26 protein-coding genes and 2 tRNA genes are annotated in these 24,079 nt (G+C 39.2%); 26 read left to right on the top strand and 2 right to left on the bottom strand.

The window, feature by feature from the left end:
• Positions 1–9: 9 nt before the first annotated feature.
• The 7 genes from CDZ88_RS09980 to CDZ88_RS09950 all read left to right on the top strand — a co-directional run bounded on the left by CDZ88_RS09980 (position 10) and on the right by CDZ88_RS09950 (position 5,300).
• A complete protein-coding gene (locus CDZ88_RS09980) occupies positions 10–993 on the top strand; it encodes an alpha-ketoacid dehydrogenase subunit beta (protein WP_100373413.1) in 984 nt (327 codons plus the stop codon).
• Between the two features lie 13 nt (positions 994–1,006).
• Positions 1,007–2,311, top strand: a complete 1,305-nt coding sequence (locus CDZ88_RS09975) for a dihydrolipoamide acetyltransferase family protein (RefSeq protein ID WP_100373412.1) — start codon at positions 1,007–1,009, stop codon at positions 2,309–2,311.
• 112 nt (positions 2,312–2,423) lie between these two features.
• Entirely contained in the window at positions 2,424–2,927 is a 504-nt protein-coding gene (locus CDZ88_RS09970) for a hypothetical protein (RefSeq protein WP_100373411.1), read from the top strand.
• A gap of 129 nt (positions 2,928–3,056) precedes the next feature.
• Positions 3,057–4,109: a metal ABC transporter solute-binding protein, Zn/Mn family gene (locus tag CDZ88_RS09965; RefSeq protein WP_100373410.1), complete on the top strand. Its 1,053-nt coding sequence runs from the start codon at positions 3,057–3,059 to the stop codon at positions 4,107–4,109.
• 121 nt (positions 4,110–4,230) lie between these two features.
• On the top strand, positions 4,231–4,656 hold the full coding sequence (locus tag CDZ88_RS09960; protein WP_100373409.1) for a BrxA/BrxB family bacilliredoxin: 426 nt from the start codon (positions 4,231–4,233) through the stop codon (positions 4,654–4,656).
• A gap of 130 nt (positions 4,657–4,786) precedes the next feature.
• Positions 4,787–5,146 carry a hypothetical protein gene (locus tag CDZ88_RS09955; protein WP_100373408.1) on the top strand — a complete coding sequence of 120 codons (360 nt, stop codon included), beginning with the start codon at positions 4,787–4,789 and terminating at the stop codon, positions 5,144–5,146.
• Positions 5,147–5,225: 79 nt separating this feature from the next.
• A tRNA-Arg gene (locus CDZ88_RS09950) sits at positions 5,226–5,300 on the top strand.
• Between the two features lie 48 nt (positions 5,301–5,348).
• Here the strand turns inward: CDZ88_RS09950 and CDZ88_RS09945 are convergent.
• Positions 5,349–5,711, bottom strand: coding sequence for a YolD-like family protein (locus CDZ88_RS09945; RefSeq protein WP_100373407.1), 363 nt, complete (start codon positions 5,709–5,711; stop codon positions 5,349–5,351).
• Positions 5,708–6,943: a DNA polymerase IV gene (locus CDZ88_RS09940; protein ID WP_100373406.1), complete on the bottom strand. Its 1,236-nt coding sequence runs from the start codon at positions 6,941–6,943 to the stop codon at positions 5,708–5,710. Before CDZ88_RS09940 ends, CDZ88_RS09945 begins: the two co-directional genes overlap by 4 nt.
• Before the next feature lie 174 nt (positions 6,944–7,117).
• Here CDZ88_RS09940 and CDZ88_RS09935 point away from each other — a divergent pair, with 174 nt between their 5' ends.
• The 19 genes from CDZ88_RS09935 (at position 7,118) to CDZ88_RS09855 (ending at position 24,009) form a co-directional block, all read left to right on the top strand.
• The gene (locus tag CDZ88_RS09935) at positions 7,118–8,860 is read left to right on the top strand and encodes a PAS domain S-box protein (protein ID WP_100373405.1); all 1,743 of its coding nucleotides are present in this window, start codon (positions 7,118–7,120) and stop codon (positions 8,858–8,860) included.
• Positions 8,861–8,976: 116 nt separating this feature from the next.
• A tRNA-Val gene (locus CDZ88_RS09930) sits at positions 8,977–9,049 on the top strand.
• A 113-nt stretch (positions 9,050–9,162) separates the two neighbouring features.
• Positions 9,163–10,077, top strand: a complete 915-nt coding sequence (locus CDZ88_RS09925; RefSeq protein ID WP_100373404.1) for a tyrosine-type recombinase/integrase — start codon at positions 9,163–9,165, stop codon at positions 10,075–10,077.
• Positions 10,077–10,262 (top strand): hypothetical protein, encoded by a 186-nt coding sequence (locus CDZ88_RS09920; RefSeq protein ID WP_100373403.1) that lies wholly within the window; start codon positions 10,077–10,079, stop codon positions 10,260–10,262. Before CDZ88_RS09925 ends, CDZ88_RS09920 begins: the two co-directional genes overlap by 1 nt.
• 154 nt (positions 10,263–10,416) lie before the next feature.
• The gene (locus tag CDZ88_RS09915; RefSeq protein WP_100373402.1) at positions 10,417–11,226 is read left to right on the top strand and encodes an HNH endonuclease; all 810 of its coding nucleotides are present in this window, start codon (positions 10,417–10,419) and stop codon (positions 11,224–11,226) included.
• A 39-nt stretch (positions 11,227–11,265) separates the two neighbouring features.
• Positions 11,266–11,919, top strand: a complete 654-nt coding sequence (locus CDZ88_RS09910; RefSeq protein WP_232718619.1) for a hypothetical protein — start codon at positions 11,266–11,268, stop codon at positions 11,917–11,919.
• A gap of 12 nt (positions 11,920–11,931) precedes the next feature.
• Positions 11,932–12,603 carry a hypothetical protein gene (locus tag CDZ88_RS09905; RefSeq protein ID WP_100373401.1) on the top strand — a complete coding sequence of 224 codons (672 nt, stop codon included), beginning with the start codon at positions 11,932–11,934 and terminating at the stop codon, positions 12,601–12,603.
• A gap of 1,120 nt (positions 12,604–13,723) precedes the next feature.
• A complete protein-coding gene (gene istA / locus CDZ88_RS09900) occupies positions 13,724–15,238 on the top strand; it encodes an IS21 family transposase (RefSeq protein ID WP_100372911.1) in 1,515 nt (504 codons plus the stop codon).
• Positions 15,238–15,963 (top strand): IS21-like element helper ATPase IstB, encoded by a 726-nt coding sequence (istB, locus tag CDZ88_RS09895; protein ID WP_100374629.1) that lies wholly within the window; start codon positions 15,238–15,240, stop codon positions 15,961–15,963. Before istA ends, istB begins: the two co-directional genes overlap by 1 nt.
• A 2,419-nt stretch (positions 15,964–18,382) precedes the next feature.
• On the top strand, positions 18,383–18,598 hold the full coding sequence (locus CDZ88_RS09890; protein WP_157796527.1) for a helix-turn-helix transcriptional regulator: 216 nt from the start codon (positions 18,383–18,385) through the stop codon (positions 18,596–18,598).
• Between the two features lie 19 nt (positions 18,599–18,617).
• Positions 18,618–20,471: a hypothetical protein gene (locus CDZ88_RS09885; RefSeq protein WP_100373399.1), complete on the top strand. Its 1,854-nt coding sequence runs from the start codon at positions 18,618–18,620 to the stop codon at positions 20,469–20,471.
• Between the two features lie 49 nt (positions 20,472–20,520).
• Positions 20,521–20,697 (top strand): hypothetical protein, encoded by a 177-nt coding sequence (locus tag CDZ88_RS17425; protein ID WP_157796526.1) that lies wholly within the window; start codon positions 20,521–20,523, stop codon positions 20,695–20,697.
• A complete protein-coding gene (locus CDZ88_RS09880) occupies positions 20,675–21,319 on the top strand; it encodes an HNH endonuclease (protein WP_100373398.1) in 645 nt (214 codons plus the stop codon). The genes CDZ88_RS17425 and CDZ88_RS09880 overlap by 23 nt, the downstream gene beginning before the upstream one ends.
• A 1-nt stretch (position 21,320) precedes the next feature.
• Positions 21,321–21,560 (top strand): hypothetical protein, encoded by a 240-nt coding sequence (locus tag CDZ88_RS09875; RefSeq protein ID WP_100373397.1) that lies wholly within the window; start codon positions 21,321–21,323, stop codon positions 21,558–21,560.
• A 144-nt stretch (positions 21,561–21,704) separates the two neighbouring features.
• Positions 21,705–22,337 carry a hypothetical protein gene (locus tag CDZ88_RS09870; protein ID WP_100373396.1) on the top strand — a complete coding sequence of 211 codons (633 nt, stop codon included), beginning with the start codon at positions 21,705–21,707 and terminating at the stop codon, positions 22,335–22,337.
• A 72-nt stretch (positions 22,338–22,409) separates the two neighbouring features.
• Positions 22,410–22,568, top strand: a complete 159-nt coding sequence (locus CDZ88_RS17420) for a hypothetical protein (protein WP_157796525.1) — start codon at positions 22,410–22,412, stop codon at positions 22,566–22,568.
• Positions 22,569–22,585: 17 nt separating this feature from the next.
• Positions 22,586–23,023 (top strand): hypothetical protein, encoded by a 438-nt coding sequence (locus CDZ88_RS09865; RefSeq protein WP_100373395.1) that lies wholly within the window; start codon positions 22,586–22,588, stop codon positions 23,021–23,023.
• Positions 23,024–23,086: 63 nt separating this feature from the next.
• The gene (locus CDZ88_RS09860) at positions 23,087–23,329 is read left to right on the top strand and encodes a hypothetical protein (RefSeq protein WP_100373394.1); all 243 of its coding nucleotides are present in this window, start codon (positions 23,087–23,089) and stop codon (positions 23,327–23,329) included.
• Between the two features lie 2 nt (positions 23,330–23,331).
• Positions 23,332–24,009 carry an HGGxSTG domain-containing protein gene (locus CDZ88_RS09855; protein ID WP_100373393.1) on the top strand — a complete coding sequence of 226 codons (678 nt, stop codon included), beginning with the start codon at positions 23,332–23,334 and terminating at the stop codon, positions 24,007–24,009.
• The last annotated feature ends 70 nt before the right edge of the window (positions 24,010–24,079 follow it).

Below are 24,079 nucleotides of genomic sequence, written 5' to 3'. Positions count from 1 at the left end.
GGATTTCACATGGCAGTAATTTCATATATTGAAGCTGTAACAATGGCTCTTAGAGAAGAGATGGAGCGCGATGAGAAAGTATTTGTTCTAGGTGAAGACGTTGGAGCGCGCGGAGGGGTTTTCCGTGCAACAAATGGCCTTCATGAAAAATTTGGGGAAGCACGCGTAATTGATACTCCTCTAGCTGAATCAGCGATTGCAGGTGTTGGGATTGGTGCGGCAATGTATGGCATGAGGCCTGTTGCTGAAATGCAATTTGCTGACTTTATTATGCCAGCGATTAACCAAATTATTTCAGAAGCAGCCAAGATTCGCTACCGCTCAAATAATGACTGGAATTGTCCAATTACTATTCGTGCGCCTTATGGTGGCGGTGTTCACGGGGCCCTGTATCATTCACAGTCGGTTGAGGCCATCTTTGCAAGTGTTCCAGGCTTGAAGATAGTTATGCCTTCCACTCCTTATGACGTGAAAGGATTATTAAAAGCAGCAATCCGTGATGAAGATCCTGTTCTTTTCTTTGAGCATAAACGTGCCTATCGTTTAATTAAAGGAGAAGTGCCAGAAGATGATTATACGCTACCAATCGGTAAAGCGGATGTGAAGCGTGAAGGTGATGACATTACGGTCATTACATACGGTTTATCCGTTCACTTTGCCTTACAAGCAGCAGAGCGTCTTGAGAAAGACGGAATCTCTGCTCATATCTTAGATTTACGTACTATTTATCCGCTTGATAAAGAAGCGATCATTGAAGCGGCAAGTAAGACGGGTAAAGTTTTACTAGTCACAGAAGATAACAAAGAAGGAAGTATTATGGGCGAAGTAGCTGCTATTATTGCTGAGCATTGTTTATTTGATCTCGATGCACCAATTCAGCGTTTAGCAGGCCCGGACGTTCCAGCAATGCCTTATGCACCGACAATGGAGAAATACTTTATGATTAATCCAGACAAAGTTGAAAAAGCAATGCGTGAGCTTGCAGAATTCTAAGCGGAGGGATCTTATGGCTACTGAAATTACAATGCCACAGCTTGGCGAGAGTGTAACCGAAGGTACGATTAGCAAATGGCTCGTCAAACCAGGCGATAAAGTAAATAAATACGACCCACTTGCAGAAGTGATGACAGACAAAGTAAATGCAGAGGTCCCGTCTTCTTATACAGGTACGATTAAAGAGCTACTTGTTCAAGAAGATGAGACGGTCGACGTTGGGGTTGCTGTTTGTACGATTGAAGTCGAAGGCCAAGAGTCAAATGATTCTACAAACGACATGCCCTCTAAAGAATCGAGTAACACTACAGAGACAGCTCCTGCTTCAGAACAAGCGGATACTTCTCAGAAAGCGCGTTACTCACCTGCAGTTTTAAAAATGTCGCAAGAACACGGAATCGACCTTGCAGCGGTTTCAGGTAGCGGAAAAGGTGGACGAATCACTCGTAAAGACATTCAGAAGGTTATTGATGAAGGTGGCCAAGTGAGTGCACCTACACAAGAGACGACTGAAAAAGCGCAACCAAAACAAGAAGCCGAAGCGCCTAAAGCATCATCTACACAGCAGGCACCAACCACTGAGAAAGTAGACACTCCAGTAGCTCACGGTGATATTGAGATCCCTGTCTCGGGCGTACGTAAAGCTATTGCAGCGAATATGGTAAAAAGTAAGCATGAAGCACCTCATGCTTGGACAATGGTTGAAGTCGATGTAACAAATCTTGTTCATTTCCGTAATGGGGTTAAAGGTGATTTCAAACAAAAAGAAGGATTCAATCTAACATTCCTGCCGTTCTTTATTAAAGCGACGGTTGAAGCCTTAAAAGAGTTTCCACAATTGAATTCAATGTGGGCTGGAGATAAAATTATTCAGAAAAAAGACATCAATATTTCTATTGCTGTAGCAACTGATGATGCCTTGTATGTTCCGGTTATTAAGCATGCCGATGAGAAGACGATCAAAGGTATAGGTCGCGAAGTTCAAGACCTTGCGACAAAAGTTCGTACAGGTAAATTATCAGGTGCGGATATGCAAGGTGGTACATTTACAGTGAATAACACAGGTTCATTTGGTTCTGTACTATCGACACCAATTATTAACCGCCCGCAAGCAGCGATTCTTTCTGTCGAATCGATTGTTAAACGACCTGTAGTCATCGAGAGTCCTACTGGAGATATGATTGCCGTTCGAAGCATGGTTAACCTTTGCTTATCACTTGATCATCGAGTGCTAGATGGTCTAGTATGTGGACGTTTCCTTGCACGTGTAAAAGAAATTCTAGAAAACATGACAGAAGAGACAACATCTATTTATTAAGAGATGAAGCTAGAAGAAGTGGTACTTGCCACTTCTTCTAGCTTTTTTTACATGATTTTTTATCCAATAGTACATACTATGAGTAAATGAAAATGAGAGGGTGACGACGGAGATGAAAAAGCGGCATATAGTGTTTATACTCACTCAACTCGTCGTGTTGCTAGTAGTAGCAGGGCAGCCGTTAGTCGAGCGAGTAAGTGCAGAGGAAGATATCCATGCTACGGAATGTGGATGTAATCATGCAGAAGATAAAAATAAACATTTTCATGAGTCGATCCGTGTGCATAAAGACTTCTATATGGAATTGCTCACAGAAAAGTACACACCTGAACAGGTGGAACAATGGAAGGCGATTCGTTCAGAGCGTGATCTTCTTTTAAAGAAATTAAACGAGGCAAAAAAACGTGGTGAAATAATGCATGGGGATATCCGAAGCAAAGAGTGGACGGATCATCATCATGAACTTCAAAAACAATTAACAAAAGCTGTGAAAGAACGTAATGATCAAGAAATCACCGAATTATTGCCCCTAATCTTTGCCCATTATGAAAAGCTTAATACTGAATTTCAAGATCGAGTCAAAGCGTTAAACGATGCCGACGTAAACAATGATTAAGATTGCAGCTGTATGTAAGTACAGCTGTTTTTATTTTGATTTATTGGTGTGAAGGTCTTTACAAATCGTAGTAATTCCGATATAATTCGTAATGGTTATAAAACGTAATTGTTACGAAAGGGGAACGATATGAAACTTAAAGCGAAACTATTTTCAATAATGCTTGTCCTATCAGCATTTTTAGCTGCATGTGGTGGTCAAGAAGAACCTGAAGAACAAGCTGACTCCAATGATGAGGTAGTAACAGAAGAAACAATCGAACCTTTGGAATTATTTACAACAATTTTCCCTCTAGAAGATTTTGCGAATAAAATTGGTGGGGATTATGTCAACGTTACCAATATGGTACCTGTAGGAGCAGACGCTCACACATTTGAACCGACTGCACGTCAAATGATTGAGGTCGCTGAAGGAAATATTTTTATCTACAACGGTGCAGGGCTTGAAGGGTTTGTTGATGCATTAATTAGTACGGTTGAGGGCGAAGATGTAGCCATCGTTCAAGCATCAGAAGGAATCAACCTCCTTGATTATGACCACGATCACGAAGAGCATGGACACGAAGAAGATCACGAAAATGACCACGATCATGAAGAGCATGGACATGAAGAAGATCACGAAAATGACCACAACCATGAAGATGGACATTCTCATGATCATGATGAAGATCCGCATGTTTGGTTAGATCCGATTCTCTCCATTACTCTTGCAGAAAACATTAAGAATGCGCTAATCGATGCTATGCCTGAGCAAGAAGAATATTTCACATCGAATTTTGATCAAGTGAAAGAAGGTCTTGAAGCTCTAGATCAAGATTTCCAGGCGATGGCGGAAGAAGCAAATAAAGATACATTCCTCGTTTCTCATGCTGGATACGGGTATTGGGAAGAGCGTTACGGCGTCCGTCAAATTGGTATTGCCGGTCTTTCACCAACGAATGAACCGTCACAACGTCAGCTTCAAGAAATCATTAATTACGCGAACGAGCATGAATTAAACTACGTGATGTTCGAACAAAACATTACACCTAAAGTTGCTGAAGTTGTCCAAGATGAAGTAGGCGCAAAAGCACTTTACTTACACAATCTAGAAGCACTTGTTGAAGAAGATGTACAAAACAATGAAGATTACTTTAGCTTAATGACAAAGAATATTGAAGCACTACGCACGGCATTGCAATAAAAATGATTCAAAGCTGATGAGATTTCTCATCAGCTTTTCTTTTTTCATGAGAGTCTATTGTTGTTTGCAATAGACAGAACAGGTACAATAGAGGAAACAATCGATACTGGAGGGACTTATTATGCAATTTAACTTCTATATGAATGATGTCGTGGAAACGGCTCGAAAAGAAATGGTAGAAGCAGGATACAAAGAGTTAAAAACACCCGAGGATGTAGACGGTGTCATGAAGGAAGAAGGAACGACACTCGTGATGGTCAACTCTGTTTGTGGCTGTGCAGGCGGCATTGCCCGTCCGGCTGCGGCGTACATGAAAAACTATGAAACAACACCAGATCGATTTGTCACAGTGTTTGCTGGACAAGACAAAGAAGCGACAGTTAAAGCACGTGATTACTTTAAAGGATATGCACCTTCTTCACCATCATTTGCATTATTGAAAGATGGCGAGATTCAAATGATGGTCGAACGCCATGAAATTGAAGGACATGAACCGATTCAAGTCGTTCAAAAGCTTGAAAATGCATTCGAACAACATTGTAAATAGTATAGAAACAACAGCCAGCCATTAGGCTTTAGCTGTTGTTTTCTCTTCGTTAAGACACTCTAGATTTCGTTTCACCTACATTCGTGAAATGTGCTATAATAGGCCAGAAAAGAAAAGGAGTTGGCATGACATGCAAGCATTATATGATCAAATTCAAGTTTACTTAAATATGGAAGAAGAGATTCCATACAAAGATTTTAACGCGTACTACCAAAGCGTTGTGAAAGAACTTGGAGATTCTCACGAGCAGTTTGATGAGGAAACTCTTTGGAAAGCTTTATTCATCGTGGAAAACGTGATGTCTAATGCTGAAGGACGCGCAAAGGAAGCAAAAGGTAACGAAGCGAAGAAATATACGAAGATGGCACAACGTCTTCAATTATGGGCAAAGAATTTTGCAACGCGTCTTGGACAAGCTGGTTACACTGAAGATGACATCAACGAGCGTTTCAATACGATGTTTGAAGAAGGAACACCTGCAAACTCATAATAGGAACCAATAAAAAGGGGAAAGTCTTGACAACTTCCCCTTTTATAAGCTACATTATATACTGTTGCTTTAATAGATTGCGCCTATGGTGAAAGGGATATCACACGAGATTCCGATTCTCGCGTTGCAGGTTCGAGTCCTGCTAGGCGCACCAATCACACATACACTACCGTTATTAGAGGTTGCTCTAATAGCGGTTTTTTTATGATTCATTCTGAATGCGGGCATCAATCATTGATTCTATCGACACGGGAAACGTCTCATCAAAAGAATCTTTAACGATCAAGCGTTTTGTTGTCTGATCAAATCGAATGGGGGTCCCGACTAATGTTTGAAAGTCGCCGTGTTCCCAGTAGGAGAGACAGACTTCGACACCTCGAGTGATCGCTTCTGAGAGCGCTCGTTCAATCTCGCCAAAGGCTTGCTCATCTAGAATGGGCTTTTCTTTTTGTTTCTTATGTTGAAATAGGGGGAGAATCGATTGTTTATGTTCAGGTAATAAGAAGCGACTTCCTTCCCAAAGAAGATTGCCTCGTTGTAATCTCGGTTCTGTGAATGTATTCATTTATAATGTCCTCCAATTTTTTTCGCTCTCTCAAAAACTTGCCCTGCTTTGGTAAGAGATGACGCACGGACGAGAGAGGCTTTTCCGTAGCGTGAATGAATCAAGTCCATGCAAGCCCCAATTCGTTCTTTTTGCTCCCAGTCGTGGTCAAAAAGGGTTAATTGCCGTTCACTAGCAGAGGAGAGCTTCGTTAAGGTAATTCCGATTTGACGAACGGGTTCTTGATTCCAAAACTGATGAAACAACGGAACAGCGACCTCATGTAGGTCAAGGCTATAATTAGTTGCAGCATGCAAAGGCTTCTGCCGTAAAAATGAGTTAGGGGTCTCATAGCTTGCTCCCTTAGCAAAGACTTTGATCGTCTCACCTACTAGTTGTTGTTTTCGCGCTCGTTGTGATACTTCCTCACATAGCTCTAGTAAGATGACTTTAATCTCTTCAAAGTTTTGATAATCACGGGGAAGCGTCATCGCATGCCCAATGGCTTTCTCCCCTTGTATTGACTTGAAATGAACAGGAGATTCATCAAAGCCATTGGCACTCTCCCATAATACGTGCCCAGGAATGCCCCATTTCTTCTTTAAGCGGGCAAGAGGAGTGTTGGCGAGCTGCCCAATCGTACGAATCCCCATATTGTGAAAATGTTGTCTCATACGTGTGCTGACACCAAACAGAGCATCGACCGGCAAAGGCCAAAGTGTTGTCGCAACCTTGTCATAGGTCAATTCGAACAACCCACTTTCATTCTTTTTTGCAAAGTGATCACACGCCATCTTCGCCAATAATTTATTCTCCCCGATCCCGACTCTCGCAAATACACCTGTTTCCATACGGATCTCTTGCTGTAATTTCTTAGCTAATTCTCCGACCGACGCAAAAAGGTGGACTGTATGGGTAACATCGACAAATTGCTCATCAATTGAATAAGGTTCGACGAGATCGCTATATCGTTGAAGAATGGTTGTGATATGGGTTGAGACATCGACATACGTCTGCATCTTCGGTTTGACGATAACTAAGTGAGGACACTTTTGTTGCGCCTCCCAAAGGCGCTCAGCTGTCTTAATGCCGTATTCTTTCGCTATAGGACAAGCGGCAAGAATGACACCACTTCGTCGCTCGGGGTCTCCTGAGACAACGGTTGGTTTACCTCTAGAGTGAGGATAAAAACTCTTCTCAACAGAAGCATAAAATGATTCCATATCAATTAATAAAATCTGTCGTTTTTTCATAATCGACTCACCTTATAGAACGTTTGTTTGGTTTTTAGTATATACGAACAGATGTTCAAATTCAATGGGAATAATTAGAGAAAAAAAGAGGGATTAAGCTCTTTCTGTCGAATGGAATAACAAAAGAAAAAATTTATTTTTCTCAGTTTTATAATAGTGGGAGAAGGAGGAGAGATGAGTACAATCTTACAAGGTGAATGGAATTTACGAACATTGAAGCAGATGGTTCTACATTTATCTTCTCCGACGGTCCTTAGTTGCTGGAGACGAGAGAGCGACACACTAGAATTTGTTTGTATTAATGAACAAATAACAGATTTCTTACAAAGACACGCCATAAATATACATGATTTAAATCTGATGTTAAGTCAGTTTGCTCCTACTTATTTTGAGGAACTGTCTGAATGGAACGGTCACTTTCAGCTTCCTCATGGAGAAGCTGAAGTCGAAGCGAATTTAATATTTGAACAAAGCGGTGAAAGGTACTTCACACTGTATGTCAAAGACAAGGCCGAACGATCAGTACCTGAGATGCATATGAATGATCTTTTTAATCAAGACAAAGATGCCATATTTGTTCTCGATCGTCATGGTTTCTTTGTCGATATGAATAAAAAAGCGGAAGAGTTAGCAGGTATAGATGCATTTGCTTATAAGGGAATCCATTACGAGCAACTCTTACTTGTTGGGGATAAATTGAATGTCAAAGAACATTTTGAAAAGGCATGTTCAGGTGAAATTCAAGTGTATGATATTCAGCTGAAACTGGGCACTCATACTGTTCCTTTATACATCATGAATATTCCACATATCGTAGACGGAGAAGTGATTGCCATCTATGGGGTGGCCAAAAAGAAAAATTCAGCATGTGACCTGGAAGACTTGTCGATCATCATTCAAGATAAGTACCAAATGATTGTTGAAAACTCCTATGATATCATTTGTCTCACAGATAAAATGGGTCATTACTTGCTTGCATCGAGTTCTTATCATCCCGTGTTAGGTTATCATCCGTCCGAATTGATGGGAAAGCATATCTTACACTATATTCATCCGAATGATCGTACGCGAGTGACACAGACGATAAAGATAATGGAGGAAACACATCGACCGAGTGAAGCTGTTGTTTACCGGAAATTGCATGCAGAGGGACATTACCATTTGCTCGAGGGTAAAGGGGTGCCAATTCTTTCAACTAAGGGAGAAGCGAAGTCCTTTGTATTCATTAGTAGGGATATCACAGATAGTAAGGAACGTAAGGACTCACTCAGACGATCGGAAAAGTTAGCACTAGCAGGTGAACTAGCAGCAGGCATTGCTCATGAAATTCGTAATCCGCTAACGACCCTGAAAGGTTTCTTTCAATTAACCGAACAACAACTAGAGCCATATCGAGACGTATTAATGCAAGAGATTAATCAGATCAATGACATTATTGAAGAGCTTCTTCTTGTAGCAAGACCACGTGCGATTCAAAAAGAACGAATTAATGTGTCAAGACTAGCAATCGAGTGCTTACGAGAGGTTGATACCGAAGCGACGCTTAAAGATATTCAAATAAATTTGACTTCACATGACCCAACGTATATTAAAGGGGTACCACATCAACTAAAACAAGTGTTTATTAACCTATTTAAAAATGCGATAGAAGCGATGGAAATGCATGGTACATTAACGTTGAAGATCACTAACACGAAAGATTTCCTCCAATTTATTGTAAAAGATAACGGGATAGGCATGGCACAAGAAGAACTAGCTAAACTCGGAGAACCGTATTACTCCACAAAAATCAAGGGAACAGGCATTGGTTTAATGGTATGTTACAAAGTCATTGAAAACCATAAAGGTCACCTATCGATTGAAAGCAAAATAGGATGGGGGACAGAAGTGACGATCCACCTACCATCATGTGAATAAGGAAAGCGTGACGGACAATAGTCACGCTTTCTTTCTAGTAATAATTTTTTGAATAGAAGTGTTGACAAAATAAAGATTTATCATGTATATTAGTAAGTGTCGTTACTACATAACTTGATCCGTTAGCTCAGTTGGGAGAGCGCCACCTTGACAGGGTGGAGGTCACTGGTTCGAGCCCAGTACGGGTCATACCAAACTTTTCAAGTGTTATATGCACAGAGCTCAATATGTGAGCTAAAAACAACCTTCTTAGTAACTCTGTACAAGTCAATCTTGTAGAGACTACTGAGGAGGTTTTTTTGATGGCTTTAATTGAAATGGTACAGAAGGAATTTTTAGCAGAAAGAAAGTATGAGGGTCTCACTGAGAAAAGCTTGAGGAGTTATGTTGACTTCTTCAAAGTCTGGAATGAGTGGCTTAATCAAGAAGGTATTGAACGAATTGAACAACTCAACGGAAAGAACACAAAAGCTTATCTCATGTATTGTATTGAAGTGAGGTCTAACCAACCCAAAACAATTAACACCAAGTTGAAGCTTATGAGGTCTTTAGCGAATTGGCTCTGTCAAGAGAAAATGACAGAAGAGCCATTCACCACTGGAGTTAAAATGAGAAGAGATGATAGCTCGCCAAAGATACTTGCAGAGAAAGACTTGAGAGATGTTTTACGTTATTTGAGAAGGACACACAGAAGAGAGAACAGCTTCCAAGCCAGACGTAATGTAACGCTCATTCTCTTTATGGCTGGTACTGGAGCTAGGTTGTCTGAAACTTGTTCCTTGAAGTGGGATGACATTGAGGTGGAAGGCTCTCTTATCACAATCAGAACGAGCAAGTCAAGGAAAGCTCAATCAATACCACTCTCAGAGAGTTTGAGAGCTGAGCTATTGGATTACAAAGATTATCTCCAGAGGAAGCTTGGGAGAGTGCCAGTCTCAGTGTTTGTCACTTTAAAGGGTGAGCCATTGAAGAAGGACTCCATTCAAAATATCTTTAAGAGGTTGAGAACTAAGCTGGGAATTGAAACTTACTTTTCACCTCATACACTAAGAAACTATTTCTTGAAGTCACTTCTCAAAAACGGTACAAACTTGAGAGAGGTTCAACTATTAGCAAGGCACTCAAAAGTTGCTACTACCACACTTTATCTTGGTTATTGGAATGAGGAGCTCAAGGAGACGCTTGATGAGAATAACCCTCTGAGAGACCTACTATAATGAACTTTCATTCACCAATTAGAGTATGGAGACATGGGAATAACTTTATCATTAAGGTTGAGCTGATTGATATTCTTCTCACAGTCACTCCAAAGCAACCAAAGCAATACGAACGCTTGGAGAGGTTACTTGATGAGCGTGAACTTCCTCCCTTTATTACTTACGATAAAAATATAGAAGAATAGATTTACAGAGCTGGCTCTTTTGAGTTGGCTCTTTTTTAATGTTTGGTTACATTTTTAATTAATAAAGAAAAGTATTTAATGGAAATGTGTGGAATGAACTCGAAGTATGAAAGGTTTTTATCTATAATGAAGAAAAAGGAAAGGTGGGGGTGTTATGGCTCTAAAAGAGCAACATATGGCTCTTAGTTCTGGAATTGGACTAGCTGGTTTGGCTGTAACAAACTTTTGGGAGTTTCGTCATGAGGCTTTTGACATTTTTAAAGATGAAATTATTGATAGTATTGTAAAGCCAAGCAGATTAACAGCTGTACATCATTATTTGTATTTCTTCCAAGATATTTATGAAGAGATTGATGGATTGAAGAAGAACTCTGATGATATGGAATATGTATACAACTTTATTGTAAGAACTTTAGATGAGGTGAACTTAAAACCAAACCTTCCCATTCCAAGTATAGAAAGTTGTAATGATCAATATGGACACTTTAAATGTAGTTGTACAGAGGTTATTGAAGAGTGGATTAATTATGCTAATGAATATAATAATGAGTTAGATGAGTTAATTGTTCACTCAGCATTTCAATTTATTTTTCAAGATAGAAAGTTCATACATGATTTCCATTTAGAGTTATCTACTTTTATTGAAAAAGAAATGGAGACTATTAAGGAAACGTATCCAGAGTATGTAACGAGTAAGAATAGACTCAAGCGTCAATACTTTCCAGAATGGTTAAAATCAGCTGTTTTGCATAGAGATAAGGGTACTTGTGTTATTTGTCGTTGTGACCTATCTAATTTAATAAGAAGTCAAAATTCGATACATATAGACCATATAATTCCATTACAATTGTTTGGAAGTAATGACGCTTCAAACATGCAGTTGCTTTGCGAAAAGTGTAATACAACTAAGGGAGCTCGTTCGACAGATACCAGCTCAGTAAATGTACCTTTTTGGAACTTATGAGGAAAGAATTGAGTTCGAGAGTTGTCAGGAGGGTAAATCATGAAGTGCATTAATCATTTATTTGTAGACTTAGAAGAATATAGAACACCTTCAGAGATGAAATCTTATTTTATCGAAAAGAAGAAACTTATTAATGAAAATGAAGAGTTTATCAAACTTGCTCGATTAAAAAAGGGTCGAGTTAAAGAGTTTCTTGAGGAGTTCTATCCATTGTATTTATTTAGTCAGTCTCAATACTGTGAAAAGGACTTCAAGTGTAAAATAATTCTTGGCAATCAAGGCTATGATGGTTCAATCATTAAAGATGGTGAAGAGGTAAGAAAGATTGAAATTACTTCTTACTTTGATGGGAAATGGGAGTTTGAAGACGCAAAAAGGTTAAACTCAAGAGGCTATGGTGAAGTGCGTTTTGGTGACCACAAAAGTATTGACGAGAGAGTACCAAGCTATTTCGAGAAAGTGATTGAGAACATTAAAAAGAAGAGTCAAAAAAATTATAATGATGTTTCCATACTCTTTGTAGTTAGTACGGTCGATTACTTTGGTGTTTATGACAAGAATGAACAGCAATTTGTTGATGAACTGAAGCATGAAATCTTTAACATAGAATTTATGGCTTATGAGATATTCTTGTTAGTTTTAAATGGACAAAGTGTAGATGACATTGACCAAAATTTATATTTTATTAAGTAAGTGGAGGAGCTAATGAAATTTAGATATGTGTTTCTTGCAATAGCGTTATTTATATTTTTGTCGCTCGTACCAGTCTTGATAAACCAACTCATGAGAATTGACTGGTTTAGTAATGTGGTGGTTGGTGATGAGACTATCTGGATAAGTTTCTATGGAAGTTACATGGGTGGAATTATTGGGGGATTGCTGACACTTGTAGGTGTAATGCTAACAATTAATTATCAGAATAAAACTAAAAGGAAAACTGTTGAGGAGAAGAATGAAAAGGGTATAAGAATAATTGATAATATAATTGATAAAGCTCTAGTGCACCTTACTTTTTTTCTTCCAGCTCTAAAGGAGGATTATGTTTTAGAGGACAGTACCATCAAGATTATGAAAATGGATTTGGCGAAACTTAAGAAAGTTACAAAAGAAATGAATGGGTTACCTTGGGAAGTAGTCCCCCAACAATATTTTAAAGAGTTTACACTTATTAAAGAGTTAATAAATATCCTAGAGGTTGAAATAAATTCGATACTTGAAAATGAAACCTTCACAAATATAGAAATCCAAGAGCAGTTAAATAAGGTCGGAGTTGAAAGAAGAGTTCGAGGTATCCTGTCTCATTATGTGAAATTCACTGAAGAGAAAGAGTTGATGGAAGGATTGTTGCATGATTTAAATGATAAGTTCTCGAAGTAGGAGATTTTAAAGTTGATTATTAGTAAACACACCACACTCATTGGAATTACTTTAGTAATTATCCCAACAATCTAGCAGAACTTTTTGAGTTGTCCTTCCCTTGGTGTGCACCAATCTGGCATATGCTTAATGAGCCTTCTAGGGTGGAAGTAGATGAGGTAGGCTATTAAGTACGCTCTGGAAGTGGCTCTATAAGGAGTTTACGCTTTGGAGCTGGTATTCTATTAAGCAACCAAAAGAGCATGAAATAAAAAGAAAGACAGCTCTCACTAATTTGGTTAGTTCCAAGTATGTTAGTAAATGTATGATGAGAAGAAAAATGAAAGTAAATATAAGCTGTATTATTATGAGTGAGCTTGGTTTGTTTGAGCTTGTTAGTGTATATGATGAGTCATAACTTGAAGGGTTAAACTTGTTAGTACCACATGATAAGTCAAGCTTGATAGTTGTTGGGTTGATGAGGAGAGAACTCAAGGAAGCTCATGAGGTGGCTCAAAGACGTGACTTAAATACGTAACTCAAAGACGTGGAAACTATCATACAAACACATGTATTCCCTCGCTAGTCCTCCTTCTCAGTAATTGTTGTATGTTTGACTATATAGCACGCTCACAACTCCCACTGAGAGACGTTCACTAGCCTTCTCAGACCTCACAAGTAAACCACTAGCCAGCTCACAAAGACGCTTACTAGCCTTCTCGCAAGTCCTCTCTGGAGCTATATTTGATAGTTCTCCTCAAGTGTGCATTTGAGACAGCAAACCTCCCTTGAGACCACTTTCTTAATAGAGTAGTAGTCAACTCCCATCTTAGTACCTCCCAAGAGGAAACCCTTGTTATATAACCATTCATTTGAGCTCCATATATATAAGGTAGAGCTCAAGAGCTACCAGCTCAGAGGAGATAAGAGCAAAGATGACTGGCTCAAGTGGAACGAGCCTTTAAGAACTGGCTCATAAGACATTTAAATGTTTATGGCATTATAAAAATGTAGGGTATGGCACTCCTTTTATGTAGGTGGCCTGATGAGGCAGCTGCACAAAAAAAGCCACTTGCTAACATCCCAAAAATTCAATACACTTCCTGTTGGACCCAATACTGGCAGGAGGTAGTTTTAGGAGATGTTACAAGTGACCGAGATCAATTATATCAGACAAGAAGTTAATTCGAAAGGTCATTCCTATTCGGATGTGGCTAGAAGAACAAATAAAGATATCAGAACAGTTAAAAAATATGCTGACCTTGAGGAATTTCAACCAGAGAAGAAAAGGAAAAAATCACAACCAGCTCCTGTAATGGAGCCAGTGCAAGATATTGTGGATAAATGGTTGAAGGAAGATATGAAGAAGAAAAGGAAATACCGAAGGACTGCCAAACGTATCTGGCAAATGCTTGTTAATGATGAAGAATTAGATTTTAAAGGCTCTGATCGAACGGTAAGGGCCTATGTTTCTAAACGCAAAAAAGAATTATTAGACGAAAGTGAAGGTGCAGCCATCCCGTTAGAATCAAGGCCTGGTGATGCTCAGGTAGACTTTGGGGAGGCCCCCTTTAAAAGAGACGGTAAGGTCGTTGACCTTCCATATCTCGTGCTATCCTTTCCGTACAGTAACGCATTCTTAGTTCAAGTCTTTGAATCTCAGAATCAAGATTGTTTCCTAGAAGGGTTGAAGCGGTTCTTTAACCACTTAGAAGGTGTACCAAAGAGAATACGTTTTGATAATTTGTCCCCAGCTGTGAAGAAGATTCTTCCACAAGGGAAACGCGAGTTAACAGAAGGTTTTGAGAGATTTGCCCTACACTATGGTTTTGAGTATGAGTTCTGTAACCCTGGTGCAGGAAATGAAAAAGGGCATGTAGAAGCAATGGTTAAATACGTACGGAATAACTTCTTTTTACCCGAACGATCTGTGTATCAACTAGAAGAATTAAATAATAGGTTGTGGCAAGAAGCAGAGAATGATCGATACCGTCTACACTACGAAAAAAAGGATGAGATAGCTAGATTGTTTGAGGAGGATCGTGAGGCATTATTTTACTTACCCCCTAAAGAATACACAGGTAGGCGCATTGAAACATTGAAGGCAGATAAATATGGTTACGTCATTGTGAATTCAAAAAGGTATTCGACTTCTCCACGTTACGCTAAGCAAAAAGTATCGGTAGGTATTAGGTACAATCGCATTGATATCCTTACGGATCAATATGAAGTGATCGTGAGTCATGAACGCTTATATGGAGAAAAGTCTAAATCAATGATTTGGCACCCTTATCTATCACTTATGGCTAAGAGGCCAACTGCTTTAAAATACACGACTTTTTATGATCAGCTTCCCGATGCATGGCAGAAATATCTACATGAATGTACAGTCGAAGAAAAGAAAAAAGCTCTCCTTTTATTATCGACAATATTAAAGAGTAATCGCTTAGAAAGAGCGACAGAGGCCTTAGAGATGGCTTCTGAGAGGTGTCATCCATCTTCAGAGACCATAAAGCAAGTCTTCCATCAATTAGTTCATGGTCGTGGTCACAGACAAACACTTAAACTGAAAAGTACCGTACCAGCTATGCCCATAGCAGAACGTGGTATGAATCAATATGATGCCTTCTTCACCTTAGGAGGTGACAAGACATGATGCAAGAAAAGATACAGGAATATGCCAAACGTTTGAAGCTTAGTTGGATACGAGAACACTTTCATGAAGTAGATTCGAAGAATCCTCAAGACTATTTATTAACGCTTTTTGAAAAAGAAATCGAACAACGTGAGGAGAGGAAAGTTAATCTATTGCTTAAAGCGGCAACCTTGCCAAACGTATCTGGCAAACCTTTTGATTGGCAAGATATCCAGCTTGGACAAGGGTTGAACCAACAATATTTATTAAACGGTAGGTTTATAGAAACAAAGGAAAATATGGTTTTCTATGGGGGTGTAGGTGCTGGAAAGACGTACCTCTCCACGCTCATTGGCCTAAACGCCATACATAAACATGGAAAACGTGTTAAGTTTTACACTATTGCCTCCCTCGCAAATGAACTATTAGATGCCAATGAGAAAGGCACTCTTACTAAACTTTTCAAGAGGATTGAGAAGTTAGATCTATTAATACTGGATGAATTAGGTTACATCCCTTTACATAAGCAGGGAGCTGAGTTGCTTTTCCAAGTGATTTCTCTGTGTTATGAAAAAAGAAGTATTATTATCACAACGAACCTCCAATTTGGGCAGTGGAATCATGTTTTCGGAGATCCTATTCTAACAGAAGCAGTCGTAGACCGTCTGATTCACCATTCCCACTTAGTCCTTTTTGGAGGGAATAGCAATCGAATGAAAGAATCATTAGCATTAAGAGAGATGTAAGTTAGAGAAATTAGGTTGGTAAGTGGCATTCAAAAAGGGTTGCCGTTTTATACATTTTTCTCTTGCCAAATACAATTTAAAAGCGTTCCCTCTGGAGTCACTCACTGGAGCTCCCTTGATGAGTCCACTTTCAAGAGTCACAACTTCTCTTTTACTTGCTTTCTATTATATGTGTGCAAGCTTCTCAGCGTTCTCATGAGGTGGCTTACAGCGTTATAAGGTTTGAGAGTAATAACGATTAGAGGAGCTCTGAGAGCCTTCTCATGGGGTGGTTGACAGTAACGCTATTAGTGTGCTAATGAGCTTGACTCCTCATATTACATATAATGAACAACAGCTCCCAGCTAATGAGGTGCTATATATATGAGAGCTCACTGGTGCTCTTATGAGTCAACTTTTTGCTGTTCTAGGGTATTTTGTACCCCCTTGAGAGTACACGCTCAGAGAGAGCTACTGAGAGCCTTCTGGAGAGGAGTTTGACAGTAATGCTGTTATTGTGCTGTTGAGCTTGACTCCTCATAATACATGTAATGGACTATTGCTCCCAGCTAATGAGGTGCTATATATATATATATATGAGAGAGCTTACTGGTGCTCTTGTGAGGTGGCTCACTATTGTTCTAGGGTATTTGTACCTCCTTAAAAGTAAACGCTTGAGAGAGCCTTCTTAGAGCCTTCCAGTGGGGTGCTTGACAATAACACTATTAATATGCTAAGAGGTTGATTCCTCATAAAACATATAATGAACAAACAGCTCCCAGCTCAAGAGGTAACATATAGCTCAGAGCTCTCCAGTGCTCTTCTGAGGTGGCTCACTATTTCTCTAGGGTTATTTTTAACTCTGTTTAGTAAAGCTCCTTAGAGAGCTACTGAGAGTCTTCTGGAGAGGTGCTTGACAAAAATGCTGTTAGTGTGCTATATAGCTGACTCGCAGTGGAGCTTTGAGGTGTGCTGGTGTGTTTGTACTCATGGGAGTAGAACGCTTCAGAGAGAGCCACAGAGGAGTTCTCATGAGGTGCTCTGGTTCGTGGTGCTAGTGAGTGGAGCTCAAGAGGTTGGCTGGCTCACAATGCACAAGGGAGGGGAGCTGTCAAGTGGAGCTCGTGAATATTACAAGGGGTAGGGGGTCTCTAGCACTCGCACCTTGACATTTACAGAAGAAATTAAATCACTAATTAGTCACCCCCCATTAGTTTCCAGTATAATTCCCTCTGGAGCTCCTCTCTCCATTTCCCTTCTCAATCCAATTACTATTGAGTTTGACTTCTCAAGGGGAGTTCTATTATTCACCTCATATTTTTTATTAAATTTTTATTTCAGAAATGAATGATAGCTCCCCTCTGGAGTTCACTCCTCAAAATGACAACTCATATTTATTTTTAAATGGTTTTTATGAGGAGTACCTACTAGGTGTAACAATTTTGTAATAATAATGTATTAGTAAATTGTTACACTAAGTAGTTCCAGCTCAATAATACAGCTATTGTTTTATTTTAAATGTTTCCATGAGGTGGCTTCTCAAAAGTGACAATCTCCCTAATAGTATTTATTTCTTTAGGGGAAGCGTCACTTTTTATTTTAATGCTTTTAATGAAGTGAGTTAAAAAGCGTACCATGTCCTAAAGAAATAAACTCTATTAGGGGATGGTACGCTTTTTTTTCCAGAAATGAATGATAGCTCCCCTCTGGAATTTATTCCCCATGATGACAACTATTCTTTTATTTTTAAATGTTTCCATGAGGTGGTAGCTTTAAAAATAAAACTCATCATAGCCTTATAAAGACTCTATAAGCATGATTAGTTTCAAATAACATTCCCAATAGAGTAAAGCTCATTATAAATCTTTTTTCTAAAACTTTTTAAAATAATTTTAAGTCCAATCATACCAAGGGTTTGAGGGGTTCAACTCCTTAGAAAACTAGCTTTATTACTGAAGTGTAACTCCTTTTGGATAAACGCTTCTCTCATATATATAGTATAGGGACAAAAAGGAGTCACACCCTCGTCATATATATAGTGAAGGGACAAAAAGGGAGACAACAAATGAACGGTTCAATTATCTGACTCACTCAAGAGTCAACTGTTTACTTTTCATAACTCTCTTCTTACGTCTCCTTGGAAGCCTTGAGAGCTGGCTTTTAAAAATGCTCTCTACAAATCTGCTTCACTACCTCATAGGTGGAGCACACTTCATGGAATTGTATATTTATATAGTCTCTGATGATGAAGAGGAGCTTGCGAAGACTCTTGGAGAAATTCAAGAAGAGCGAGCACTCATCTCCCTTAATTAAAACTAATCGTGTTACTTCCAATTATTTATTGTTTAACAATGCTATTGAGTTGCTTCTTTGAGCAACTATTCTTTTTAAATATGAATTGATTGGAAGAATACTAAACTACATGAAGGAGGTAAATAAAATGAACTTAATAGTTATTAACAACTTAGCAAATGCCATAAAAAATAAAGGAATGACCCAAGCTCAGTTTGCTGACAAGCTTGGAATTGACCAGCCAACTGTTTCAAGGTTATGCAAGCAAAAGCGTTACACATTAAAGAGACTTCAAGACGTTATGGAAGCACTTAATGAGACAGACGTTTCAAAGATTATTCGAGTTGTTCAAGTCAATGACTAAATAAAGGAGGTGAAAATGAATGAAGCTTAATGCTATCTTTTCAAACAAGCACGAGCTGGACACAATGTTTTTAAATGCAAGAGGGGATGGAAATGCTGTTCACATGGCTCACGAATTTGAAGGTACTCTTAAAAGTCATGGTCTTGAGGTAACAATTGATGAGATAAACTTTGCAAGAGCCAGTTACATGGCTTGGAACTACCAAGCACCACTTGAAAAGCCAATTGCGTGGTCAGCTCCAGCTGGGTTTGGAAAGTCTACAATGCTTGAGACGTGGGCAACTTATAATGGCAACTCCAACAATGTTCTCTGGGGTGCAATTATAGCAAAGCCACAAAGAAAACAAGTTATTGAATTTTGTAAGAAGGTCAACAGCTCCACTGGAGGAAAGCTTACAGCTTCACCCCTACTAGGAAGAGGAGAAGGGATGACTGAGGAGGTTTATTTGGAACAATTTAAGGCTCAAGAGAGAGCTCCAATTCTTGTTGTTACTCATAAAATGCTTGAGTTGCTTGTTTCACAGAACAAACTCTCTAACTACATGGAGTGGATTGATGAGGAAGGAAACACGAGGAGAAGAACAAACTTAATTATTGATGAAAGACCAACTTTCACTGAGACTCCAAAGCTTACAACAACAAATATTGAAAGGCTCACAGAGCTTGTGAGAAGCGTCTCAATGGCTTCAACTGAGTACCACAAAGGTTATGTCATGGAGATTGAAAAAGTTGCTGAGAAGCTCAAGGCAAAGCTTAAAAGACCCATTGAGCAAGGTGGAAGGCAAACTTTTAATATTGAAGCTATTGACCCATTGTTTGAAGTGCCAAGCGAGCTATTTTATGACTGGATTAAATTCCATGAGGTGGTTAGTGGTGATTATAACTTACTAGGAACATTCTCAGAAGCAATTAAGCGTGGTGGTACTTGTGAGAGCAACTCAAGAGGAGTTGGCTTGGTGGTAGGTAGAACAGTTTGGCAAAAGCTTACTTCAATGAACACTCACATTCTTGACGCTTCAGCGGTTGGAGATGTGAACTATGAGGTTGCTCCATTCAATATAATTGCTCCAGTGATACCAGAGAAAGCATATTCAAAAATAACGGTTAAAAACTGTTATGAGCACAACATTGGAAGAAGCTTCTTTGACAATCACAAAGATGGATTTAAACAAACAGTTAAACTTGCAAAGGAAGTTTCTAAGAGCCACAACAAAACGCTTGTTGTAGTTTACAAGAAACACTTCTCAAAGTACCAGAAAGCTCTTGAGCTTGAGGAAGCCATGGGAAAGATTATGTTGAAGTATTTTGATGATGAGAGAAGCTCAAACGACTTCCAACACTGCGACTCTGTTCTCTTCTTGGGAATGAACAGAAAGACTCCAGCTTATTACATTGAGACTGCAAGAGCAATTTTTGGAGAAGACTTCTCAACAGAGTTTAACACTAGGGGAGGTCAAAAGTTCGAGAGTGAAGCAATTCAAGGCTTCTTTGAGTCAGACATTTCAGCAGACAGACACCAAGGAATTGGAAGGCTAAGGGGTTACAAGTCGAATGTTGATAAAACAATTTATATGTTTTGCACGTTTGAAAATGTTATTGAGCAACTCAAAGAGGACTTTGAGGGAGCTACTTTTGAAGATTGGAAGTTACCTTTTAGCATTACTGGAAAGGAAAAAGAAAAAACTTCCCTTGAGAACTATATTGAGTATTTAAAAACTGGTGGCTTTGAAAAGGTTAAATGCTCTTACGTTTACAAAGAAGTTTTAGGAGCGAGTAGAAGCCAATGGTCAAGAATTAAAGACACCCCAGAGGTGCTTGAGGTAATGGAGCAAGAAGGTCTTGCTTATGAAGGTAACAGCCTTATAGAAAAATAGAGAGAATAAAAAAAGCATTGTAAAAGACTAAATAAATGGAGGAACTAAAATGAAATTACAATACGATGAGATAGAAACAAAATGGAATAGAAAGAGGGTTTACTTGGAAGGGGAGCTTGTTGGTTTGTCATGTGGGAGTTGTGGAGAGGTTAAAGCTCTTGATAGGTTCAATACAAAAAAAGGTGGGTTTGCTGAGAGGTTTAGTGCTTGCAAAAAAATGCAATAGAGAGCACGCAAGCTCTTGGAACAAAAACAACCCAGAAAAACGCAATGAGAAAAGTAGAAGGTGGTACAAAGACAACTCAGCTAAAAAGTCAGCATATGCTCACAACAACCGAGCTGAGAAATTGGGTCTCAAAGCAACACTCACAGCTCAAATGGTTGAACAGCTGAGCTGGTCAAGGCAAGGTAAATGCTGGTTGAGTGGTCGTTCAGACGTAACCCTTGAGATTGACCACGCTGTACCACTCTCTCGTGGTGGTGGCTCTCACCTTGGTAACCTCATTTTAATTGACAAGAAGCTAAACATGATGAACAAAACTCAAACGTTGATTGAGTTTCTCAATAGAGAAGACATTCAAGCACTCATTGAGCCAGCTCACGTTGAGGAGACTCTGAGACAGCTGGCGAACTCCAACTCAATGAGCGTGCCAGCTTATGAGTTATACGCTCAAGCACTTGCTGAAAAGCACGACAAGAAGAAGAACTCTCCTCAGTACACTTTTGAGGAAGGGGTTTTAATTGATGAAGGCAACTTGAGAGGGTTGGACTACTATGGTGACACTGGTGAGAGAACAGAGTATTGGCTGAATAGATTGCAACAACTACAATGCATGGAGGTGCACTAAGATGAATAACAGAAAAGAAATAACAATGGAACAGCTGACAGATTTCATTGAAAAAAATACAATTCCAGCTGAGCTCCAGAAGCGTGGCTATACAATTGAGGACTTCATAGAAATAAAATTACTTATGAGTTCAATTCAAGAGCAAGTTACACTGGAAAAAGAGCTACAAGTTCGCTTTAAGAAAAACCATGAGAATATGCTTGAGAACGCTCGGAGGTTGGGTGAGTTGTCAAGTAAGTAGAACTGAGATAGAAAACAGATGAAGAAACACCTTGGAGCACTGAGCTTGAAGGTTATTTGATATTTCAATAAAAGTATGAGTTGGAGTTTTTCTCCTTCTCTATCAGCTCCCAAGGAGCTAAAAAAACTAGGAGAGTGATTTGAAATGGGATTATTTACAAACAAGAAGGTATTAACAGTTGAGACAGCTACAAAGGAAGTTACAAAGGTTCAAGAAAATATTGGAGTTCTTCAGCAAGAACAAACAAAGTTGAACACTCAGAAGAGCCAACTAGCCAAAGCTAAAGAGGTTATTCAAGCTTCACTTGTAATTGATGAGAACGACAAGCCAGCTCAGAAGCAACTAGAGAAGGCAACAAGCAAGTTAGCTGACATTGAGAAGCAACTTCAAGAGATTGCTAGCAAGCTCCAGAAGGCTCAAGAGGAACGCTCAGAAGCTCAGAAAGACTTGAATAAGGCTCAAGGAGAAGCCTTCAAGAAGGAGCAAATTGAGACGCTGACAAGAGTTGGAGTTGTGAAGCAACTAGAAGAGAAAGTTAAACAAATTCGTGAAGACAATGACAATTACAAAAACTTCACTTTGGTTGAGTGGGGTCAGCAATATGGCTTCAATACGGTTGATGGTAGAAACTTGGCTACACAAGAGCAAGCTCAGTTTGCAAAGCAAGAGCTCAACTCAGCAAGACAACAAGCTAATGAGAAGGCTAAGGAGATTGTCAATAAGGTTCTGGCTCAATTAGAGAAAGAATTGAAGGCTCAAGGGATTGAATTGAACTAATAAGAAGCACTGATGAGGGAGTCATTCTCCCTCTCCCCTTCTTTATAAATTACATTTCGTGAGGTGAAGCATATGAGGAAAGTTGAGGTGAAATTGGAGTTAGAATTGTTTTCTATGCAAGTAAACGAAAAAGAAAGCTTGAGAGATTATGCTCATGAGTTGGCTATGAAGCGACTCACAAAGAAACAAGAAGAGATTAGCTCAACGCTTGAAAGTTTGAGCAAAAAATAAAACATGAGGTGATTTAATTGAAACTAACAAAAAAGGAAATTGAAGAGACAAAAGCTTTAATTGATAAAGCACTTGACCAAGCTGAGCCAAGCTTGACAGCTCAAGAGAGTAAGGAGCTCCAAGGGTTGCTCAAGAGGTTGGAAATTGAGAATAAAGAAGACAAGAAAGAAGAGAAAAAGGATGACTTCTCAAGTAAAGTCTCAAAGGTGGTCTCTGAGACAGTTGACAAGCACTTCAATAAGCTTGAAGAAGAATTGAAAGCCAAAGAGGATTTTAAAAAGCTTCCATTCTCAGAACAAATGAAACGAACAAGAGAAAAAATGGAGAAGGCTAACAGCTTCTTTGAGAGTGCTTCCAAGAAGCTTGAAGCTAACACAGCAAAACTCCAGAAGGAGAATGAAGAGCGTGAGTTTTACGCTGAGTACGAAAGAAAGTACGGTAAAGATACAATATAAAACTGACTGAGCTGGTTTCCTTTTGGAGCTGGCTCTTCAGTAACAACCAAGGAGGGGTGAGAAATGAGTATTGATAAGGAGAAAGCTTCAGTGGTACTTGTGAGGTTACAAGAAGCTTGCTTGGATAGCTCAATTTGCTTGATATTTGAGCACTTTGGAGAGCTTGAGGAGCTAGTTGGAGCAACAAAAGCTCACAAGATATTTCATGCAATTATGAGCAATATTAGTGAGGAGAATACATTCAAACAAATTTATTATACTCCAATTTTATTGGAGGTAATTCAAGAAGAAAAGGAGAGTGAATAATTATGCCAAGCTTCAAAGATTTAGATACACGTTTACAAGCTAAAGTGAAGACTGTTCAAAGTGTTGCTATTGAGGAAGATAAGGATATTGCAAAGACAACCTCAGCTTACAAGGAACTGAAGAAGTCCCACACTGTTTGTGGAGCTCTTCAAGGTCTGGGAGAAAGGGTTGCTGTTTGTACTCGTGCTCCCCACTTTAAAGAGGATGAGTCAACCAATGGAAGGTGTGCAATACATGGTGGTAAAAGCACTGGAGCAACTTCTGAGGAAGGCAAGAGGAAGTCAATAAGCAAGCTCAGAGGTCGTTCAAAGGTTCATGGTTTGTATAGTCCAGATTTCCTTCAAACGCTCTCTCAAGAGGAGCTTGACTTTATTGATTGGTGCGAGGAAGGAGCAAAGCAAAGCTATATTATTGAGACAGTATTTGAAGAGTACGCTCTCCAAGCCATTACCATGGAAGCTCTTAGACATATGAGAATGGTAAATACAAGGTTTGACACTGAGACCAAGAACGCTTCTGAGCATTTAACTAAGTTTATTAGATTGATTGAGTCTCAAGGTTGGAGAAGACGTGAGATGAATGAGGAGAAGAAACAAGGATTGTCAGTTAGACAAATGGTTTCACTTCTCAACGCTGTTGAGGATGATGAAGAGGAAGAATACAGCTCCCCAGCTCATTGAGGTTGATTGGGGGGAAAGCAATAAAAAAAGAAAGATTGACTCAATGTTCACTTATTAGAGTGAGCTTATT

It is taken from the genome of Bacillus sp. FJAT-45037 (assembly GCF_002797325.1).
Taxonomy (GTDB): domain Bacteria; phylum Bacillota; class Bacilli; order Bacillales; family Bacillaceae_D; genus Alkalihalophilus.
Note: the sequence above shows the minus strand (reverse complement) of the source record. Positions and strands in the feature narration are given on the sequence as shown.

Excerpts from the sequence above, each read along its gene's own strand:
- CDZ88_RS09920 (WP_100373403.1), top strand. The coding sequence starts at position 10,077 with ATGAACTTTCATTCACCAATTAGAGTATGGAGACATGGGAATAACTTT.
- CDZ88_RS09890 (WP_157796527.1), top strand. The coding sequence starts at position 18,383 with ATGAACTTAATAGTTATTAACAACTTAGCAAATGCCATAAAAAATAAA.
- istB (WP_100374629.1), top strand. The coding sequence starts at position 15,238 with ATGCAAGAAAAGATACAGGAATATGCCAAACGTTTGAAGCTTAGTTGG.
- CDZ88_RS09955 (WP_100373408.1), top strand. The coding sequence starts at position 4,787 with ATGCAAGCATTATATGATCAAATTCAAGTTTACTTAAATATGGAAGAA.
- CDZ88_RS09975 (WP_100373412.1), top strand. The coding sequence starts at position 1,007 with ATGGCTACTGAAATTACAATGCCACAGCTTGGCGAGAGTGTAACCGAA.
- CDZ88_RS09935 (WP_100373405.1), top strand. The coding sequence starts at position 7,118 with ATGAGTACAATCTTACAAGGTGAATGGAATTTACGAACATTGAAGCAG.
- istA (WP_100372911.1), top strand. The coding sequence starts at position 13,724 with ATGTTACAAGTGACCGAGATCAATTATATCAGACAAGAAGTTAATTCG.
- CDZ88_RS09870 (WP_100373396.1), top strand. The coding sequence starts at position 21,705 with ATGGGATTATTTACAAACAAGAAGGTATTAACAGTTGAGACAGCTACA.
- CDZ88_RS09885 (WP_100373399.1), top strand. The coding sequence starts at position 18,618 with ATGAAGCTTAATGCTATCTTTTCAAACAAGCACGAGCTGGACACAATG.
- CDZ88_RS09910 (WP_232718619.1), top strand. The coding sequence starts at position 11,266 with ATGAAGTGCATTAATCATTTATTTGTAGACTTAGAAGAATATAGAACA.
- CDZ88_RS09855 (WP_100373393.1), top strand. The coding sequence starts at position 23,332 with ATGCCAAGCTTCAAAGATTTAGATACACGTTTACAAGCTAAAGTGAAG.
- CDZ88_RS09915 (WP_100373402.1), top strand. The coding sequence starts at position 10,417 with ATGGCTCTAAAAGAGCAACATATGGCTCTTAGTTCTGGAATTGGACTA.
- CDZ88_RS09905 (WP_100373401.1), top strand. The coding sequence starts at position 11,932 with ATGAAATTTAGATATGTGTTTCTTGCAATAGCGTTATTTATATTTTTG.
- CDZ88_RS09945 (WP_100373407.1), bottom strand. The coding sequence starts at position 5,711 with ATGAATACATTCACAGAACCGAGATTACAACGAGGCAATCTTCTTTGG.
- CDZ88_RS17425 (WP_157796526.1), top strand. The coding sequence starts at position 20,521 with ATGAAATTACAATACGATGAGATAGAAACAAAATGGAATAGAAAGAGG.
- CDZ88_RS17420 (WP_157796525.1), top strand. The coding sequence starts at position 22,410 with ATGAGGAAAGTTGAGGTGAAATTGGAGTTAGAATTGTTTTCTATGCAA.
- CDZ88_RS09875 (WP_100373397.1), top strand. The coding sequence starts at position 21,321 with ATGAATAACAGAAAAGAAATAACAATGGAACAGCTGACAGATTTCATT.
- CDZ88_RS09965 (WP_100373410.1), top strand. The coding sequence starts at position 3,057 with ATGAAACTTAAAGCGAAACTATTTTCAATAATGCTTGTCCTATCAGCA.
- CDZ88_RS09970 (WP_100373411.1), top strand. The coding sequence starts at position 2,424 with ATGAAAAAGCGGCATATAGTGTTTATACTCACTCAACTCGTCGTGTTG.
- CDZ88_RS09925 (WP_100373404.1), top strand. The coding sequence starts at position 9,163 with ATGGCTTTAATTGAAATGGTACAGAAGGAATTTTTAGCAGAAAGAAAG.
- CDZ88_RS09960 (WP_100373409.1), top strand. The coding sequence starts at position 4,231 with ATGCAATTTAACTTCTATATGAATGATGTCGTGGAAACGGCTCGAAAA.
- CDZ88_RS09940 (WP_100373406.1), bottom strand. The coding sequence starts at position 6,943 with ATGAAAAAACGACAGATTTTATTAATTGATATGGAATCATTTTATGCT.
- CDZ88_RS09980 (WP_100373413.1), top strand. The coding sequence starts at position 10 with ATGGCAGTAATTTCATATATTGAAGCTGTAACAATGGCTCTTAGAGAA.
- CDZ88_RS09860 (WP_100373394.1), top strand. The coding sequence starts at position 23,087 with ATGAGTATTGATAAGGAGAAAGCTTCAGTGGTACTTGTGAGGTTACAA.